The organism is Aestuariivita boseongensis (assembly GCF_001262635.1).
GTDB classification, from domain to species: Bacteria; Pseudomonadota; Alphaproteobacteria; order Rhodobacterales; family Rhodobacteraceae; genus Aestuariivita; species Aestuariivita boseongensis.
Window position 1 is genome coordinate 52,693 of sequence record NZ_JXYH01000017.1, and the last position, 16,969, is coordinate 69,661.

The 16,969-nt window shown below is 64.1% G+C and carries 16 protein-coding genes; 8 read left to right on the forward strand and 8 right to left on the reverse strand.

What is annotated here, in order from left to right:
• Positions 1–43: 43 nt before the first annotated feature.
• The 6 genes from cobO to crtA are packed head-to-tail and all read right to left on the reverse strand — an operon-like array spanning position 44 to position 5,920.
• Positions 44–643, reverse strand: coding sequence for a cob(I)yrinic acid a,c-diamide adenosyltransferase (gene cobO, locus TR61_RS09010; protein WP_050929649.1), 600 nt, complete (start codon positions 641–643; stop codon positions 44–46).
• Between the two features lie 59 nt (positions 644–702).
• Positions 703–1,644 (reverse strand): DMT family transporter, encoded by a 942-nt coding sequence (locus TR61_RS09015; protein ID WP_050929650.1) that lies wholly within the window; start codon positions 1,642–1,644, stop codon positions 703–705.
• A 39-nt stretch (positions 1,645–1,683) separates the two neighbouring features.
• The gene (gene bchO, locus TR61_RS09020) at positions 1,684–2,553 is read right to left on the reverse strand and encodes an alpha/beta fold hydrolase BchO (RefSeq protein ID WP_050929651.1); all 870 of its coding nucleotides are present in this window, start codon (positions 2,551–2,553) and stop codon (positions 1,684–1,686) included.
• A 3-nt stretch (positions 2,554–2,556) separates the two neighbouring features.
• Positions 2,557–4,218: a magnesium chelatase subunit D gene (locus tag TR61_RS09025; protein WP_082181899.1), complete on the reverse strand. Its 1,662-nt coding sequence runs from the start codon at positions 4,216–4,218 to the stop codon at positions 2,557–2,559.
• On the reverse strand, positions 4,215–5,213 hold the full coding sequence (bchI, locus tag TR61_RS09030) for a magnesium chelatase ATPase subunit I (protein ID WP_050929652.1): 999 nt from the start codon (positions 5,211–5,213) through the stop codon (positions 4,215–4,217). Before bchI ends, TR61_RS09025 begins: the two co-directional genes overlap by 4 nt.
• Positions 5,210–5,920 (reverse strand): spheroidene monooxygenase, encoded by a 711-nt coding sequence (gene crtA, locus TR61_RS09035; protein ID WP_050929664.1) that lies wholly within the window; start codon positions 5,918–5,920, stop codon positions 5,210–5,212. The genes bchI and crtA overlap by 4 nt, the downstream gene beginning before the upstream one ends.
• A gap of 118 nt (positions 5,921–6,038) precedes the next feature.
• Between crtA and TR61_RS09040 the strand changes: the two genes are divergently transcribed.
• Genes TR61_RS09040 through tspO form a run of 3 tightly spaced genes read left to right on the forward strand, consistent with a single transcriptional unit; the run spans position 6,039 to position 9,132 of the window.
• Positions 6,039–7,610, forward strand: a complete 1,572-nt coding sequence (locus TR61_RS09040; RefSeq protein WP_082181900.1) for a phytoene desaturase — start codon at positions 6,039–6,041, stop codon at positions 7,608–7,610.
• The gene (crtB, locus tag TR61_RS09045; protein WP_050929653.1) at positions 7,607–8,647 is read left to right on the forward strand and encodes a 15-cis-phytoene synthase; all 1,041 of its coding nucleotides are present in this window, start codon (positions 7,607–7,609) and stop codon (positions 8,645–8,647) included. The genes TR61_RS09040 and crtB overlap by 4 nt, the downstream gene beginning before the upstream one ends.
• 5 nt (positions 8,648–8,652) lie before the next feature.
• Positions 8,653–9,132 (forward strand): tryptophan-rich sensory protein TspO, encoded by a 480-nt coding sequence (tspO, locus tag TR61_RS09050; RefSeq protein WP_050929654.1) that lies wholly within the window; start codon positions 8,653–8,655, stop codon positions 9,130–9,132.
• A gap of 253 nt (positions 9,133–9,385) precedes the next feature.
• Here tspO and crtC read toward each other — a convergent pair whose 3' ends face one another.
• A complete protein-coding gene (gene crtC / locus TR61_RS09055) occupies positions 9,386–10,237 on the reverse strand; it encodes a carotenoid 1,2-hydratase (RefSeq protein WP_157440871.1) in 852 nt (283 codons plus the stop codon).
• A 26-nt stretch (positions 10,238–10,263) separates the two neighbouring features.
• The gene (gene crtD / locus TR61_RS09060; protein WP_050929655.1) at positions 10,264–11,823 is read right to left on the reverse strand and encodes a 1-hydroxycarotenoid 3,4-desaturase CrtD; all 1,560 of its coding nucleotides are present in this window, start codon (positions 11,821–11,823) and stop codon (positions 10,264–10,266) included.
• A gap of 112 nt (positions 11,824–11,935) precedes the next feature.
• Between crtD and TR61_RS09065 the strand changes: the two genes are divergently transcribed.
• The 5 genes from TR61_RS09065 to bchY form a co-directional block, all read left to right on the forward strand.
• Positions 11,936–12,805 (forward strand): polyprenyl synthetase family protein, encoded by an 870-nt coding sequence (locus tag TR61_RS09065; protein ID WP_050929667.1) that lies wholly within the window; start codon positions 11,936–11,938, stop codon positions 12,803–12,805.
• A 1-nt stretch (position 12,806) separates the two neighbouring features.
• Entirely contained in the window at positions 12,807–13,922 is a 1,116-nt protein-coding gene (locus TR61_RS09070) for a methyltransferase (protein ID WP_050929656.1), read from the forward strand.
• Positions 13,923–14,056: 134 nt separating this feature from the next.
• Positions 14,057–14,998 (forward strand): chlorophyll synthesis pathway protein BchC, encoded by a 942-nt coding sequence (bchC, locus tag TR61_RS09075; RefSeq protein WP_050929657.1) that lies wholly within the window; start codon positions 14,057–14,059, stop codon positions 14,996–14,998.
• Complete coding sequence (locus TR61_RS09080) at positions 14,995–15,996, forward strand: chlorophyllide a reductase iron protein subunit X (protein ID WP_050929658.1); 1,002 nt, start codon at positions 14,995–14,997, stop codon at positions 15,994–15,996. Before bchC ends, TR61_RS09080 begins: the two co-directional genes overlap by 4 nt.
• Positions 15,993–16,969: chlorophyllide a reductase subunit Y (gene bchY / locus TR61_RS09085; RefSeq protein ID WP_082181901.1), on the forward strand; the 977-nt coding region annotated here is incomplete at its 3' end. The genes TR61_RS09080 and bchY, both read left to right, overlap by 4 nt.

The window sequence follows — 16,969 nt, forward strand, 5'->3', positions numbered from 1 at the left end:
CGGCCAATCAGTTCTTTTGATGTGACGGATCAGCGATGCTTGATCAGAAGTCCACGCCGCGCTGGGCTTTGATGCCTGCGGCGTAGGGGTGTTTGACCTCGGCCATCTCAGTCACCAGATCGGCGTAATCGCACAGCTCGGGTTTGGCGTCGCGGCCTGTAAGGATGACAGAGGTGCGGTCGGAGCGGGCCTTGAGCCCGTCGATCACTGCGTGGATATCCAGGTAGTCATAGCGCAGGGCGATGTTGATCTCGTCCAGCACGATCAGGTCGAATTCACCGCTTTCCATCATCTCGCGGGCTTTGGCGAAGGCGGCTTCGGCCGCAGCGATGTCACGGTCTTTGTCCTGCGTGTCCCAGGTGAAGCCTTCGCCCATGGTGTGCCAAGTGACGCCGCCCAGACGGTCAAAGAACTGGCGTTCGCCGGTGATCCAGGTGCCTTTGATGAACTGGACGACGCCAACCGTTTTCTTCCAGCCCAAGGCACGGACGATCACACCGAAGGCGGACGAGGATTTGCCCTTGCCGTTGCCGGTATGCACAAGGATCAGGCCGCGTCCGGGATCGGTGGCTTCGGCCACTTTGGCGCGCTGCTTTGCTTGCAGCTTTTTCATCTCTTCCTTGTGGGTGTCGGCGTCGGACATCGGGCTCTCCAAACTGGGGTGGGGCGGACAGTAGCCTGTCGCCCAGCGGGGTAAAGGGGTCAGCTGCTTTTGGTGTCGCTGACGGCGCGGGATTTTGAGCGGTCCATGCCCAGTTGCCGTTCGCGCCAGAGGACGACCGCGCCGCCCGCGATGACAAGGCTGGCCCCGGCGAGCATGATCACGGTGGGGAGTTCGCCGAACCAGACATAGCCGATGATGACCGCATAGATCATTGAGACATAGTCATAAGGCGCCAGCATGGACGCGCCGCCAAATCGGTAGGCGGAGGTGATCAGGATCTGGCCAGTGCCGCCCATCACGCCCGCGCTGATCAGAAGACCCAGTGTGGCGGGGTCGGGCATGACCCAGCCGAAAGGGGCTGTGAGCAGGGACAGGGTTGCAGCGGTGAGGGAGAAGTAGAACACGATGGCCGCGGTGTGTTCGGTTTCGACCATGCGGCGGACGTGGATCTGCACAAGCGACCGCATCAGCGTGGCGATCAGGATGGCGATGGCGCCCAGCGTTGCGCCGTCTTGCAGCGTGCCTGTGCCGCTGAGCCGGGGCCAGAGCATGATGGTGACGCCGATCAGACCCAAGGCGACGGCGGTGACGCGGATCATCCGGATGCGTTCGCCCAGCAGGATCGCGGCGAGGATCACGGTAAAGATCGGGGCGGCGAAGCCGATGGCTGTGACTTCGGGCAGGGGCAGGAGGCCGAGGCCAGTGAAGGTGAGACCCATGGCAGAGGCGCCCAGAAGGCCGCGCAGGATGTGGAAACCCGGTTTGCGGGTGATCAAGCCCTGACGCAACTGGTTGCGGGTGATGAGCCAGATCAGGATCACCGGGATCGCGAAGGTGGAGCGGAAGAAGACCGCTTGCCCCGGCGGGATGGTGTCGGAGGTGGATTTGATCACGCCCGCCATGGCGACAAACAGAAAGATCGCGGCCAGTTTCAGGCCGATGGCCAGCCCGGGTCGGTGCGATGTTAAGTTTTTTGCCATGCCGCCACTCCTGCGCCTTTCCGGGCGGCTTGGCAAGGCTCAGGCGTGTTCGGGGGTGACGGTTGCCAGAAACTGGGTGATCAATTGGGCGATCTGGGCGGGGTCTTCTTCGTGCGCGAGGTGGCCGAGCGCCATCAGGTGGGTGACTTGGGCGTTGGGCATGCGCGCGGCGGCGGCTTCGGCGACGGAAGGGGGCACGGCCTCGTCCCGTTCGGCGGCCAGAAACAGGGTGGGTGCGGTGATCTGGGGCAGGTCACGCAGGAGATCATCGAGCGACCATTGCGCCATCATCAGGAGGGTCGCGTCCACGTGGCCTCTATCGCCCACAAGGCGGCGATAGAGGGCGAGGCCTTCGTCCGGCAGGGTTGTGCCGGTGGTTTCGATCAGGTTGCGCACGCGGTCGGGGTTGGCGGCGCTGCGGGAGAAAAATCCGGCGACGCCGGGGGTCAGGGCCAGCAGTTTCGCCATCACTGGGAAGAGCACTCCGGCCAGGCCCTGGAAATGGCCTAGCGCGGGATTGATGCCGATGATCGCGGGGGTATGCGGCAAAAGCTGGGAGAGCCTTAGGGCCAGAGCGCCGCCGGCGGAGTGGCCGACGATGGCTGCGGGCTCCCACCCTTCCTGAGCGATCAGAGCGGCGACGTCATGGGCCATGGGGTCAAGCCCGCAGCGGTGGCGCGCGCCCAGTTGGGTGAGGCCCTGGCCGGGCATGTCGATGGCGACCACGTGGTAGTTTTGGGCCAGAAGGGGGATCACGTCGCGGTAGGAATGCACCGATCCTCCGGCCCCGTGCAGCAGGATCAGGGTTGGGCCGGAACCGTCTTGCTGCACATGCCAGCGATGGGGTTTGCAGAAAATCTGTTGGGACAGGTGGGCATTCGGCCAGTCAGCGGGTGGGGGCCAGCGCATGGCTCACGCCGCGCCCAAAGCGCCGGTGATGGCCTGGCTTACGCGCTGGGCATCGGCACGGGGCAGCGGCAGGTAGGGCGCGTCGAGCACATTGGCCAGATCGCGCAGTTGCGGCTGCGGGCGGTTGCCGGTGTCGATCATCAGGCCGGGGATGTTGTGGGCGCGTATGGTTGCCGCCAGGGTTTCGCTGTCGGCGGCGGCGCGCGGGCGGTCGGCGGTGCCGTCCAGCGCGATATTGGCGCGGCCGTCTGTCATGACGACGACGGTGGGCGTGAGGCCTTTGGTCTTGCTGATGGCGGCAAGTTCGGCGGCTTGTTTCAGACCTGCGGCCAAGGGTGTGCCGCCACCACCGGGCAGAGCGGCGAGGCGGCGTTTGGTTTGCACAAGGCTGCGGGTGGGGGGCAGCAGGATCTCGGCGGCGGTGCCCCGGAAGGCGACGAGGGCCACGTGATCGCGGCGGGCATAGGCCTCGGCCAGGAGGATCTCCACGGCACCTTTCGCCTCGTTCAAGCGAGAGATCGCGGAGGAGCCGGACGCATCCACGGTGAAGATCAAAAGGCGGTCTGATTTTTCCTCGAACCGGCGGAGGCGGATGTCGCCGGCGCGGATCAGAAGGCCCGGCGCGTCAGGCCGCGCCTTGCGTCGGATGGGTTGCCAGGGGGCAGCGGCGCGCAAGGTCGACACAAGGTCGATGCGCGCGCGGCCATCCAGCCGTCCGGGGCGCGGCGGCAGGGGGCGGCCCCGGCGGTTGCCTTTGCGCTTTTCGCCCGCGCCAGAGCCTTTGCAGCTGCGGTTGGCGGATTTCGCCTTGAGCTGCTCCAGCAGGTTTTTGGGCAGAAGGGCCGCGACGGCCTCGATCAGCATATCACCGGAGGGGAGGTCGTTGGATTGGTCAGTGTCGGCGCTTTGGCTTTCGTCTTGGGTGGGTTCGGGTTGGTCGGGTTCAGCCTGCTCCTCCTCCTGCGGGATGAGGGTTGCGCGGTGGGGATAGACCAGCTCGGCTGCTGCTGTAATGTCGGTGTCGGTGATCTGGCTGCGCCCGTGGAGGGCCGCGTGGGCGCGGGCGCAGCGCAGGGCAAGCAACGGCGCGCGCAGGCTGTCGATGCCGAAGCGGGAGGCGAGGGTTGTCAGGGCGATAAGCGCGTCGTCGGGGATGGTGATAGAGGCGATGTCGGCGCTGGTCGGGATTGTGATGGGTGACAGATCGTGGAGTGAGAGGTCTGTCAGGTCGATGTGAAACGCGAGCCGTTCGGTGAGGGCGGTTGGCACATGCTCGCCCTCCTCCGCCCCTTCATCCAGCAGGATCAGGCAGGAGCCCGTTTCGCCGTCCAGATGCTGAGCAAGGCGGGCGGCGAGGTTCGCCTCGGTCCGTTCGGCCATTGACAATAGGATGATCTGGCGGTCGGCCAGAAGGCCGCGGCTGCGGACCACGTTACCTGCCGAAAGGGTCGCGGCGATGTCGACGCCGCCGAACAGTTGGTCGTCGCCGATGGTCGGATGAATGCGGCGGGTGGGCAGCGGCATTTCGGAAAGGGCGGCGACTAAGGCATCGCGGGCAGGGCCGGGCCTGCCGCGGATGACCATTCCAGCGAGGCCGCCGGGATCAGACGCCAGACACGCCAGCGCGGTGGCCGCGCGCGCCCAGATATCTGCGCCGTCGCTCACCCCAGCACGCTGTCGACGATGCGGGCGACGCGGGCGCCTGATCCGGCCTCATCCAGCGGGTCGCGGCGCAGGCGGTGGGAGAGCGCCAGCGGGGCCACATCGCGCAGGTGTTTGCGCGTGACACGGCCATGGCCGCGATAGGCGGCAAGCGCACGAGCGGCACGCAGCAGGGTGAGTTCACCGCGCAGACCATCGGAGCCCAGGGCGATGCACAGCTCGGCGCAATCGCGCAGGATCTTGTCGGAGGCTTTCACGTCGATCTTTCGCGCAGCGAGTATGCGGTCGCGGATGCGGGTTTCCTCGCCCGCCCATTTGGTCATGAACGCCATGCGGTCGGTGTCAAAGGCGTCGCGGCGGCGGATGACCTCCACCCGGTCGGTGATGTCGGTGGGGGAGGAGACTTCGACCGAGAGGCCGAAGCGGTCGAGCAGTTGGGGACGCAGTTCGCCTTCCTCGGGGTTGCCGGAGCCGACGAGGACGAATTTGGCGGGGTGGCGGATGGAGAGGCCTTCGCGTTCGACCACGTTTTCACCCGATTGGGCGACGTCGAGGAGCAGGTCCACGATGTGATCTTCGAGCAGGTTGACCTCATCAATATAGAGGTATCCGCGGTTGGCACGTGCCAGCAGGCCCGGCTCAAACGCCTTTTCACCGCGCGTGAGGGCGCGTTCGATATCCAGAGCGCCGACGACGCGGTCTTCGGTGGCGCCGAGGGGCAGATCGACCACGGGGGTGGGGCGTTCGACGATGTCGGGTTTCACGATCTCGGCCCAGTCGGGGCATTGATCCAGCGCGGCGGAATTCACCGGGCAGCCTTCGACCTGTTCGATCGGCGGCAGGAGGGCCGCCAGCGCGCGCACGGCGGTGGATTTGCCGGTGCCGCGATCGCCAAAGACCAGAACGCCGCCGATGCCGGGGTCGATGGCCGTCAGGATCATCGCCTGTTTCATCGCGTTCTGGCCGACGATGGCCGAGAAGGGGAAGGGATGTGTCATGATGTGGCTTCCAGTTTTTTCAGGGGGCTGGCTCCGCCCCATGTGCCCATATCCCCGGTGACCGAGAAGCGGGCGTAGAGTTCTTCGCGGAACCATTCGCCCGAGCGCACCGCGTCGATGGCGCGCTGGTGCGGGCCGTCGGGTTTGCGGGCGAAATCCGCCATGGTTTCGGCATCGGGCCAGATCGAGAAGGTGACCTGATGAAGAAGGGGAACCTCGCCAATGCCGATCTTGAAGATCACGTTGGGGTCCGCGCCGATCACATCGCTGATATCGGGCACCTGCCCCCAGAATTTGGCGGCGACTCGGGGTTTGACCGTTGCGCGCGTCAGCGCGGCAAGCGGCCCTGTGGGCGCTTTGCCCTGCGCGGTGAAGGGCGTGACGCCCGACCATTGCCCGCGCACCGAACTGGGGGACAGAAACACGGTCCAGTCTTCGCTTGCGCGGTTGCGATAGCGGTTCCAGAGCTTGGATTGCGCCACCTGTCGGCGCGCCGTGTCTTCGTCGCGCCAGGTGGCGAGGATGGCATAAACGGCCGTGTTGGGGACGGGCGTGAACCCTTCGCCCGTGCCGGAACCGCAGAGTTTCCAGAACTCCAGCCCGTCAATCCGGGGCAAAGCGATTCGGGCGGCGCCCATCATGCCCAACGCCCAAAGCCGCGCGGAAACTGCGCGGAATCGGAAAAAGCTGAGCGAAACGGCTTGCATGGCTTCAATCTTGGTGGCTTCCAAGGTGTGTCAATCAAAGTTTACACGTTTTCGCTTGCATGGGAAGCATGAATGACCCCATTGTAAATTAAAATGGACACCTGAGACGGGGCAATGCATGACGCGCGTTGACAAAATTCACCCCACAACCGCTGTCAGCCCAGCCCGCCAGCCCAAGGAATCGCGCCCGCATGCGGTGGTGATTGGCGCCGGTCTTGGCGGTCTGGCCGGCGCGATGCGGCTGGGGGCGAAAGGGTACCGCGTGACAGTTCTGGACCGGCTGGACGTGCCGGGCGGACGCGGCTCGTCCATCACGCAGAATGGTCATCGCTTCGATCTGGGGCCGACCATCGTGACGGTGCCGCAGGTGTTCAAAGAGCTGTGGGCGGCCTGCGGTCGGGAGTTCGAGGCCGATGTCGATCTGCGCGCGATGGATCCGTTTTACGAGATCCGCTGGCCGGATGGGTCGCATTTCACTGCCAGCGGCGATACCGCGCGGATGCGCGCTGAAGTGGCGCGGCTGAGCCCCGGTGATGTCGCCGGATATGACAGGTTCCTGAAAGATGCCGAGACGCGATACTGGTTCGGGTTCGAGGATCTGGGCCGCCGGTCGATGCATGAACTTTGGGAGCTGATCAAGGTTCTGCCCACCTTCGCCATGTTGCGCGCGGACCGGTCGGTCTATGCCCATGCCGCACGGCGGGTAAAGGACGAACGGCTGCGGATGGCCTTGTCATTCCACCCGCTCTTTATCGGAGGTGATCCGTTCCGGGTGACCTCGATGTATGCGCTGGTCAGCCATCTGGAGAAGGAGTTCGGCGTCCATTACGCGATGGGCGGTGTGGCCGCGATGGCGCAGGCCATGGCGGATGTGATTGCTGATCAGGGCAATCAGCTGCGCCTGAACACCGAGGTCGATGAGATCATCACGAAAGATCACCGCGCCGTGGGTGTGCGGCTGGTCGGAGGGGAAGAGATTGCCGCCGATATCGTGATCTCGAACGCCGATGCGGGCCATACCTATGACCGACTGCTGCGCAAACGCACGAAATGGCGCTGGACGATGGATCGGCTGAAGCGCAAGCGGTGGTCGATGGGCCTGTTCGTCTGGTATTTCGGCACGCGCGGCACGCGCCAGATGTGGGGCGATGTGGGTCATCACACCATCCTGAACGGCCCGCGATACAAGGGGCTGGTCAACGATATCTTCATCAAGGGCAAACTGGCCGATGACATGAGCCTTTACGTGCATCGCCCGTCTGTCACCGACCCGTCGGTCGCGCCCGAGGGCGACGATACCTTCTATGCGCTCAGCCCGGTGCCCCATATCGGCCATGACGATCCGGTCGATTGGGAACAGATGGGCGAGACCTATCGCCTGAAGGTGCAGGCGGTGCTGGAAGAGCAGATGATGCCCGGATTGGGTGAACACCTGTCGGCCTCTCTTGTATTCACACCCGAGACATTCCGTAACCGGTATCTGAGCCCACATGGGGCAGGCTTTTCGATTGAACCGCGCATCCTGCAAAGCGCCTGGTTCCGGCCGCATAATGTGAGCGAGGAGTTGAAGGGTCTTTATCTGGTCGGGGCGGGCACGCACCCAGGCGCGGGTCTGCCCGGCGTCGTTTCAAGCGCCGAAGTGCTGGCGCAACTGGTGCCGGATCCTGCGATGATCAAGGTGGGCGCATGATCGATCCGCGCGATATGGCGGCCTGCCGCGAAGCGATCCGCCACGGGTCGCTGTCGTTCTATGCGGCGTCCAAGTTGTTGCCGGCCTCGGTCCGTGATCCGGCCATGGCGCTTTATGCGTTCTGCCGGTTGGCTGACGATGCGGTCGATTTGCAGGACGCCAAGGCCGACGCAGTACTGCGCCTGCGTGACCGGTTGGATCTGGTCTATGCCGGGCGGCCTCGGGATGCGGCGGCAGACCGGGCCTTCGCGGCTGTGGTGGAAACCTATGACATGCCGCGGGCGCTGCCCGACGCATTGCTGGAGGGGCTGGCATGGGATGCGGACTGGCGGCGGTATGAGACGCTGTCAGATCTGAACGGGTATTGCGCCCGCGTCGCCTCGGCTGTTGGTGTGATGATGGCGGTCCTGATGCGCGTACGGGACCGCAACGCGCTGGCGCGGGCCTGCGATCTGGGCGTGGCGATGCAGCTCACCAATATCGCTCGTGACATTGCCGAGGATGCACATGAGGGGCGGCTGTATTTGCCGCTCGAGTGGTTTGCCGCCGCCGGGATGGATCCTGAAGTCTTCCTGGCCCATCCCGCCACATCGAAAGAGATCCGGACCATGGCCAAGCGCCTGGTGATGGAGGCAAACCGGTTGTACTTCCGTTCGGAACCGGGGATTGCCGCGCTGCCGCTGTCGTCGCGGCCTGGCATTTATGCCGCCCGCTTCATCTATGCCGGGATCGGCGGACGGTTGTCCGCTATGGGTTACGACAGTTTCGCAGGGCGCGCGCATACATCGAAACTGCAGAAAATCGGCTGGCTGGGTCAGTCGCTGATGCGCACGGGGATCAGCCTGATGATGCCGCAATCGGCAGTGGTCTACGCGCCTGCCGTGCCCGAGGTTGCATTTCTGGTCGATGCCGCCGCCTCTGCCCAACCCCGCCCGCCTGCACGCAGCGAGGCGTTGCTGGATGTGCTGGCCACCCTTGAAGCGCGACGCCGCGCGGAACGAGACAGCTTGATCGGACGCTCGGCCAGGCTAGGATAACGGCCATGTTTTGGTTCACCTTCGGCATTTTCTTCGCCGCCTGCCTGGGCGCGGGTGTTACTGGCGGGCTGTTCCCGCCGGGGCAATGGTATCGCGATCTGCAAAAACCGAGCTGGACGCCGCCTGACTGGGTATTCCCGGTCACCTGGATGGTGCTTTACGTCTGCATGGCAGCCGCGGCTGCACGTGTCGCAGGGATGCCGGGCAACGGAATCGCGCTGGCCTTCTGGTCGATGCAGATTGCGTTCAATGCGCTGTGGACGCCGGTCTTCTTCGGGCTGCGGCGGATCCGGCTGGGTATGGTTGTGGTGGCGGTTTTGTGGCTGGCGGTCGCGTCCACACTGGTGGCGCTGTGGCAGGTGGATCTTATCGCGGGGCTTTTGTTCGTGCCCTACCTGATCTGGGTCACGATTGCGTCGGCCCTGAACGCGGCGGTTTGGCGGCTGAACCCGGACGCGGCGCGCGCGCCGCGCAGTGCGGACTGACATCGCCCCAATTCAGGCGCGTTCGGCAGGACAGAGGGCGGGGTCCCGTATTTTTGGCAAGAAGAAGCAGCAGGGTGGTCCACCCCGCAACCCGAAAGCTTCACGTTCCGGGTGCGGGGCTTCTCCTTGCACGGTCATCGGCTCGGCAGCCTGTACCGTGGCATCTGTTTCGCCCGAACCTGGTTAAAAAGCAGTAAAGAAAGGGGCGAAACTGCCCTCTTCTTCTTGCTAAAAATACGTAGTACGACCGAAGTCACGGGCGATCCGGGAAGGTCCAGCCGCGCCGCCGTGGCACGCGGACAGCCAGCATCGGTTTCAGAAGCGGGCTGCGGAAGCGGCGCAAGTCCAGCGCCTCATGCACGCCGACGGTTTCCACGCCATCCAGTTTTGTGCGCACCGCCGATCTGGAATAGAACGGCGCATCCAGCATGTTCTTGACCTGATGCGGCTGATATCCGTCATCGGCGCGCGTTTCGCGGGCGACGGCCCAGAGCGATCGTTTCATCCGCGTCTTGGGTGGCAGGTCCACTTTGCGCGCGCGCCCATACGCGTCAAAGGCAAAACCTGCGGCAAGGGTTGTGCCGTCCATGCGTTCGGCGTCATAGAAACAGGTCGCGCCATCCGGCGTGGGATAGCGGCCCCAGGTCCAATAGGTGAAATCCTGTTCCAGGGCCCGGGTGCCGAAATTGGCGTCGAAGTAACCATGGCCCGTCCACTGCCAGCCGGGCCGGTCGATTTCCACCTCGATATCCGCGACGGGGGAGAAGGGACGCCAGACATGGGAGCCCGCAGCATCCAGCGAGAGTTGCACATCGGTAATGGCCGACGGGATCACGCGGATCTGTCCACGGATGCGGTTGATCAGCGGAGGCGAGGAGACCTCGTCGATATCAATGATCAGTTGTCCGTCTTCCCAGCGCATCATGGAGGGCCCGACCTCAAGCCGGGACGCTGTCTGCCGCAGGGCGGACGTGCCGCGATCTGTCATGGTGAAGCGCCCGCCGGGGCCATAAGTTGCCACATTGATGCAGACGTGGTTCTGCGGTTTTTTGCGGCCAGACCAGCGGTACCACGGCGAAAAGACCGATCCGATGAAGCCGATCACCGACACCGCACGGGTGCCGTCATTGCTTATGCCGTCGACATACCACCAGGCATAGCCATTGGGGCAAACGTCGATGTTGAAGTTAGGTCGTTCAAGATCGCCTCGGCCGCGTGCCGGGCCGAGAGTGTCGCCATCGGCACACCCGCCCCCGGATGCGCGCCGCCCCCCGCCAGATACAGGCCCGGTATCGCGGTTCGTGCCGTGGGCCGGGCGAAGGCGGCCATCATCCCGTGGGGGCTCTGGCCGTAAAGCGCGCCCTGTGTTTCGGGGAAAAGCCCGTTGAACATAGGAGGCGTGGTGATCGCTGTCGCCTGAGGTGTCGGGCTGAAGCTCAGGTTGAAGGACTGCATCTTCTGTATGATCGTCTGGTGCCATTGGTGCAGGTCCTTGTCTGTGTCGGGGGCGGCGTTGGCCGGGGCATTGGTGATGATCTCGAACCGTTCCAGCGTGGGGGGCGCATGGTCCTGGCCGCGATCTTCGGCGCAGATGTAAAGCGACGGGTTGCGCGGGATGCGGCCTGCCTGCAGATCGGTGAATTCGCTGGCGGGGTCTGCGTCGAAGAAGACGTTGTGATGCGCCAGTTCGCGACCCTGGGGTGTGGCGGCAAAGCTGTGCACCCGCGCGGAATAGGATCGCGGAACGCGCAGGGTTTGCGGTGCGATGGTGCGGCATGCGTCGCCCAAGGCACCCGATGCCAGGGCGCGGGGATCTCCGTTGAAGACGATCGCATCGGCCGGCAGGCGTGCGCCCGTGTCCAGATGTACGGCGCGGGCGTGGCCGCCGCGTACTTCGATCCGGTCGACATGGGCGTTGAGCCGGATGTCGACGCCAAGAGCTGCAGCCAGTTCCGACATGGCACCCGCCAGTTTGTGCATGCCCCCTTTGACAACCCAGACGCCTGAAGCCTCGGCATGCCAGATCAGCGCCAGCACCGCCGGAGAGCGATAGGGCGATCCGCCCACATAAGTGGCATAGCGCCCGAAAAGCTGTGCCAGCCGTGGATCGCTGAACTGCCGTTTCAGCGCGCGCGCCATTGTAGACAGTGGCGCCATCTGCCCGATCAGGTGGGGGTTCGACAGCACGTGTCGGGTCAGTGCGCCCAGCCGGGGGACGGCGGCGCGCATCATTGGCGCATCGAAGGCGTTGAACAGGGCGCGGGTGCGGTCGCAGAAGGCGCGGAATTCGGTCTCGGATCTTGACCCGGCAAAGGCGCGGATCGCCGCAGCGCTGTCCTCTGGGTTGGCGTGCAGATCCAGTTCGGACCCGTCGGGCCAGACATGACGCGCCAGAATGGTTTGCGGGATCAGTGTGACATGGTCGTCCAGCCTCGCGCCTGCGGATTGAAAGAGGTCGTCAAAGACGTGGCGCAGGGTCAGAACGGTTGGTCCGGCATCGACTGGGCCTGCATCGCTGGGCAGGGTCCGGATCTTGCCGCCCGCATGGTTGTGACGTTCGAGCAGGGTGACCTCGACCCCGGCGGCGGCCAGCCGGATTGCCGAGGCCAGACCGCCCACGCCGGCGCCGATCACAACTGCGCGCGCGCGTTGCTGGGCGGGTTTGTCAAACCGGGTTCGGGAAAAGGTCACATCGGGGTCCTCGGGTTCATGCTTATTGTTGACTCGACACAGGCATGTGTCCAGTATGATTTACACTTGCATGTCGCAATACCGTGACATTGCCGTCAGAAAGGACATGCGCATGCCGATGAAGACACGGATCGAAACCGCGATTTCGAAGGCTGTTCTTTCAGGTCAGGGACGGTTCGCGCCGCAAAAGCTTGCTCAGGCGCTGGAATACGCGACCACGCCGGGCGGCGCACGCATACGCCCCACCATCTGCATGTCGGTTGCCCTGGCCTGCGGCGATGATCGTCCTCGGTTGAGCGATGCGGCGGCGGCCTCGCTTGAGCTGATCCACTGCGCCAGCCTTGTACATGACGATCTGCCCTGTTTCGACGACGCCGATATCCGGCGCGGGAAACCGTCGGTGCATAAAGCCTATTCCGAGCCACTTGCGGTTCTGGCCGGTGACAGCCTGATCATCAAGGCATTCGAGACGCTGGCGCGGGTTTCGGACGATGCGCCGGACCGGGCGGCGCAATTGCTTTTGATTCTCACCAGGCGATCGGGGATGCCCTTTGGTATCTGCGCCGGGCAGGGCTGGGAGAGCGAGAGCAAGATTGACCTGTCCGCCTATCATCAGGCCAAGACTGGCGCGCTGTTCATTGCGGCCACGCAAATGGGCGCGGTTGCCGCCGGACAAGAGGCCGAACCATGGTTCGAGCTGGGTGCCCGGATTGGCGAGGCGTTTCAGGTGGCCGATGATCTGCGCGACGCGCTTTATGACGAGGAAACGCTGGGCAAGCCCGCCGGTCAGGATGATCTACACGGGCGGCCCAACGCGGTGACCGAGCTGGGCGTGCAGGGCGCGGTGTCGCGTCTGAAAGATATTCTGGCGGGGGCGATCGCGTCGATCCCGTCCTGCCCCGGAGAGGCGCAATTGGCCCAGATGGTGCGCGCCTATGCGGAACGATTGACGCCGGTTATGCCCGCGCGGCAAACCCACTGACATGGCGGCCGAGGCAGCAGGCTGGCGCGGAGGGTGGATCAATCGCCTTGTCGCACGGCCGGGCTTCCAGCGCTGGGCCAGTGATTTCCCCCTGACACGTGCACGTGCGCGGCGCGATGGCGCGGCGCTGTTCGACGTGGTGCAGGGGTTTGTGAAAAGCCAAGTCCTTATGGCGATGGTCGAGCTGGATCTTTTCCGCCGTCTGCGCGCCGGGCCGATGACCGCGGATGATCTGGGCCATGCGCTGGATATTCCGGCGGATCGGATGCAGGTGCTTCTACAGGCAGGTGCGGCGCTGGGGCTATTGAAACGCAAGCGGGGCGCGCGCTTTGGTTTGGCGCGGCAGGGCGCGGCGCTGATGGGGGTGCCGGGGCTTGAGGCGATGATCCGCCATCACCGCGCTTTCTATCGCGATCTGGAGGATCCCGTTGCCTTGCTGCGCGGCCCCGATCGGACCGAGCTGTCCGAGTTCTGGCCCTATGTCTTCGGCGCGCGTGGGGATGTGGCGCTGGACGTGGCGCAGACTTATTCCGACCTGATGGCTCAAAGTCAGCTTCTGGTGGCGCAGGACACATTGCGCTCTGCCAGTCTGAAGGGTGTCACGCGGCTTCTGGATGTGGGCGGCGGCACCGGAGCTTTTCTTGAGGCGGTTGGCCGGGCCTATCCCCGGCTTGAGATGACGCTGTTCGACCTTCCCCAGGTCGTGCCGGAGGCCAGCGAGCGTTTTGCCCGCGCAGGCATGGCAGATCGCGTGCAGATCCAATCCGGTTCGTTCCGCGTGGATGCGCTGCCGGGCGGTTCGGATGCGATTTCGCTGATCCGGGTGCTTTATGATCACTCCGACAGCACTGTGCAGGCGCTTTTGGAGAAAGTGTATGACGCCTTGCCTGCGGGTGGGCGGTTGCTGATTTCCGAACCCATGGGTGGGGGGCAGACGCCCGACATCTCGGGCGACGTGTATTTCGCCTTCTACACAATGGCGATGCAGACCGGCCGGGCGCGCTCGGCGGGCGAGATTTCCGATCTGTGCCGCGCGGCGGGTTTCGAGGACATTCAAAGCCCCAATCCACGCCGCGCCTATGTCACCCGCGTGCTGACGGCTGTGAAGCCCGGCTGACAATTCCCACCGGAAAGTGTCCAAACTAATTGACACAACAAACTGTCAGGTTAAACTGACACTGCGACATTTTGTAATCCCTGAGTCTTTGCCAAGGGGATTGCTGCACCCGGCACGGAAGACAGGAGGCCGACATGCAAGCAGACGCGGTCCTCTTGAAGGGTCCCAGGGAATTGGGGGTCGAAACCCTGACATTGACCGACCCGGGTGAGAACGATCTGGTTATCGACATTTCCCATTCAGGTATCTCCACCGGGACGGAAAAACTGTTTTGGTCCGGGCAGATGCCGCCATTTCCCGGCATGGGATACCCGCTTGTTCCCGGATACGAGGCGGCGGGCGAAGTGGTCGAAGCCGGGGCGTTGACGGGTTTCAAGCCGGGCGACCGGGTCTTTGTGCCTGGTGCAAATTGTTATGACGGCGCGTTCGGCCTGTTCGGCGGCGCTGCCTCGCGCGTGGTGAGCGATGCCGCACGCGTGACGCGAATCGACAGGATGCTGGGCGCGGAAGGTGCGCTTCTGGCGCTGGCCGCGACGGCGCGCCATGCGATGGCTGGTATGGACAAGGCGGTGCCTGACCTGATCGTGGGCCACGGCGTGCTGGGCCGGTTGCTGGCGCGGCTGACGATTGCCGCCGGCGCGCCTGCGCCGACGGTCTGGGAAATCGACCCGCAGCGCCAGTCGGGCGCCATGGGGTACGAAGTGCTGTCGCCTGACGACGATCCACGCCGCGACTATCGCGCGATCTATGACGCCTCCGGCAATGGTGCACTGCTGAATGATCTGGTGGGCCGTATCCAGAAGGGCGGCGAGATCGTTCTGGCCGGTTTTTATACCGAAGCGCTGAGTTTCGCCTTCCCGCCCGCCTTCATGAAAGAGGCCCGGTTCCGCGTTGCCGCCGAATGGGAGCGCGATGACCTGACCGCCACACGCGCGTTGGTCGAATGCGGGGCGCTGAGCCTTGATGGATTGATTACGCACCAGGCGTCCTCGCCAGACGCCCCGGATGCTTATGCTCAGGCCTTCGAAGATCCGGCCTGTCTGAAGATGATTTTGAACTGGGAGCCATCTGCATGAAGGACGACGTACCCAACCTGAAGGACTATGACGCGCGTCTCAAGGACGAGGCGACAGAGCCCAGTCTGGAAGTCCCGCAGGGAGAGCCGACCAAGCACACCCAGATCATCGCGATCTATGGCAAGGGCGGGATCGGCAAATCGTTCACGCTGGCCAATCTCAGCCACATGATGGCCGAACAGGGCAAGCGCGTCCTGCTTATCGGCTGTGACCCGAAATCAGATACGACCAGCCTGCTTTTTGGCGGCAAGGCGTGCCCAACGATCATCGAGACCTCGACCAAGAAGAAACTGGCCGGGGAAGAGGTGAAGATCGGCGACGTCTGCTTCAAACGCGGCGGTGTCTACGCGATGGAGCTTGGCGGGCCTGAAGTGGGCCGGGGCTGTGGCGGTCGCGGGATCATCCATGGGTTCGAACTGCTCGAAAAGCTGGGCTTCCATGATTGGGATTTTGATTATGTCCTGCTGGATTTCCTGGGTGACGTGGTCTGCGGCGGCTTTGGCCTGCCGATCGCGCGGGACATGGCGCAGAAGGTGATCTTGGTCGGGTCGAACGACCTGCAGTCGCTGTATGTGGCCAATAACGTGTGTTCGGCGGTGGAGTACTTCCGCAAACTGGGCGGCAATGTGGGTGTGGCCGGTCTGGTCATCAACAAGGATGATGGATCGGGTGAGGCGCAGGCCTTTGCCAAAGCCGTGGATATCCCCGTGTTGGCCTCCATCCCGCAGGACGATGATCTGCGCAAGAAGTCTGCGAATTACCAGATTGTCGGCACGGCTGACTCGCAGTGGGGCGCGCTCTTTGCAGCGCTGGGCGAGAACGTGGCCGAAGCGCCGCCGATGCGCCCCGTGGCGCTGAACCAGGATGAACTCTTGGAGCTCTTCGACGGATCCGAGACGGGCGCGGGTATTGAGCTGGTGCCCGCAACTGATCAGGACATGCGCGGCAAGAACGCGGCGCCGAAGAAATCCCTCGAAGTGATCTACGACGACGCATGAGTGAAGAGATCAGATACGACACCGCCGATCAGGCTGATGTGATTGAAGGCGCAGAGCGGGTTGAAGCCGCCGATGCGCCTGCGGGCGTTGATGGGCTGGGCTGTCACTCGGGGTCCGAGATGAAAAAAGCGGCCGAGATGTCCGGCAATGCTGAGGTGCTTGAGCAATACGCCAAGGACTATCCGCAAGGCCCGCATGACAAGCCTCAATCCATGTGCCCGGCCTTTGGGTCGATGCGTGTTGGCATGCGGATGCGCCGGGTGGCGACTGTTCTGTCCGGATCCGCCTGTTGTGTCTATGGCCTGACCTTTGTCACACATTTCTACGGTGCGCGGCGGTCGGTTGGATATGTGCCGTTCAACTCGGAAACTTTGGTTACGGGGAAGCTTTTCGAAGACATTCGCGATGCGGTGCATGAGATGGCCGATCCCGACCGCTTTGACGCGGTTGTGGTGACGAACTTGTGTGTGCCGACCGCGTCCGGTGTGCCGCTGCGGCTGCTGCCGAGCGAGATCAATGGTGTCCGGATCGTCGGGATCGACGTGCCGGGCTTTGGAATACCCACCCATGCCGAGGCCAAGGACGTTCTGGCCGGGGCCATGCTGAACTATGCCCGTGCCGAGGTTGAGGCAGGGCCCGTGGCAGCCCCCGTGGGTGGGACATCAGACAGACCTACGGTGACCCTGCTTGGCGAAATGTTCCCCGCCGATCCGATGATTATCGGGCAAATGCTGGCGCCCATGGGTCTGGCGGCCGGACCGGTCGTTCCCTGCCGCGAGTGGCGCGAGCTTTATGCAGCGCTGGATTGCGGCGCGGTTGCGGCGATCCACCCCTTCTACACCGCAGCTGTTCGCGAGTTCGAAGCCGCAGGACGTCCCATCCTTGGCTCGGCCCCTGTCGGTCATGACGGCACTGCCGCCTGGCTTGCAGGGATTGGCGATACTTTCGGTCTGGCCGCCGATAAAGTGGCGGG

Bases quoted from the DNA above. Each gene is read 5' to 3' on its own strand.
- TR61_RS09080 (WP_050929658.1), top strand. From the start codon at position 14,995: ATGAAGGACGACGTACCCAACCTGAAGGACTATGACGCGCGTCTCAAG.
- crtB (WP_050929653.1), top strand. From the start codon at position 7,607: ATGATCGATCCGCGCGATATGGCGGCCTGCCGCGAAGCGATCCGCCAC.
- bchI (WP_050929652.1), bottom strand. From the start codon at position 5,213: ATGACACATCCCTTCCCCTTCTCGGCCATCGTCGGCCAGAACGCGATG.
- tspO (WP_050929654.1), top strand. From the start codon at position 8,653: ATGTTTTGGTTCACCTTCGGCATTTTCTTCGCCGCCTGCCTGGGCGCG.
- crtA (WP_050929664.1), bottom strand. From the start codon at position 5,920: ATGCAAGCCGTTTCGCTCAGCTTTTTCCGATTCCGCGCAGTTTCCGCG.
- TR61_RS09015 (WP_050929650.1), bottom strand. From the start codon at position 1,644: ATGGCAAAAAACTTAACATCGCACCGACCCGGGCTGGCCATCGGCCTG.
- TR61_RS09065 (WP_050929667.1), top strand. From the start codon at position 11,936: ATGCCGATGAAGACACGGATCGAAACCGCGATTTCGAAGGCTGTTCTT.
- cobO (WP_050929649.1), bottom strand. From the start codon at position 643: ATGTCCGACGCCGACACCCACAAGGAAGAGATGAAAAAGCTGCAAGCA.
- TR61_RS09040 (WP_082181900.1), top strand. From the start codon at position 6,039: ATGACGCGCGTTGACAAAATTCACCCCACAACCGCTGTCAGCCCAGCC.
- bchC (WP_050929657.1), top strand. From the start codon at position 14,057: ATGCAAGCAGACGCGGTCCTCTTGAAGGGTCCCAGGGAATTGGGGGTC.
- bchO (WP_050929651.1), bottom strand. From the start codon at position 2,553: ATGCGCTGGCCCCCACCCGCTGACTGGCCGAATGCCCACCTGTCCCAA.
- TR61_RS09070 (WP_050929656.1), top strand. From the start codon at position 12,807: ATGGCGGCCGAGGCAGCAGGCTGGCGCGGAGGGTGGATCAATCGCCTT.